Origin of the sequence: Streptococcus sp. HMSC067H01, from assembly GCF_001814775.1 — a bacterium.
Classification (GTDB): domain Bacteria; phylum Bacillota; class Bacilli; order Lactobacillales; family Streptococcaceae; genus Streptococcus.
Genome location: NZ_KV817769.1, coordinates 1 through 440, shown reverse-complemented (window position 1 = coordinate 440; position 440 = coordinate 1). Strand labels below are relative to the sequence as shown.

Here is a 440-nt window from a genome sequence, read left to right as displayed (position 1 = left end):
AGTCCTTTTAGTTTTACCTTAATTCGTTTGTTGTTGTAATAATCAATATAGTTTACAATAGCTTGTTCCAATTGCTTAAGCGACTGAAATGACTTCTCATAACCATAAAACATCTCCGATTTCAGAATCCCAAAGAAGGACTCCATCATTCCATTGTCTGGGCTGTTACCCTTACGCGACATGGATGCTTGAATTCCCTTACCCTCTAGAAACTGATGATAAGAATCGTGTTGATATTGCCAGCCTTGATCACTATGGAGAATCGTATTCTCGTAGTGCTTCTCTGTGAATGCCTGTTCCAACATTGTTTTTACTTGTTCTAAGTTGGGTGAAGTTGAAAGATTATAGGCGATAATTTCGCTATTAAAGCCATCTAAAACTGGTGATAAGTAAAGCTTTTGGGTACTTGCTGGAATGGCAAATTCTGTCACATCTGTGTA

1 protein-coding gene is annotated in these 440 nt (G+C 37.7%); it reads right to left on the bottom strand.

The genetic code is table 11. The annotated features are described in order from the left end of the window. The coding region (locus HMPREF2987_RS00675) for an IS3 family transposase (protein WP_142995326.1) at positions 1-440 on the bottom strand (440 nt) is incomplete at both ends.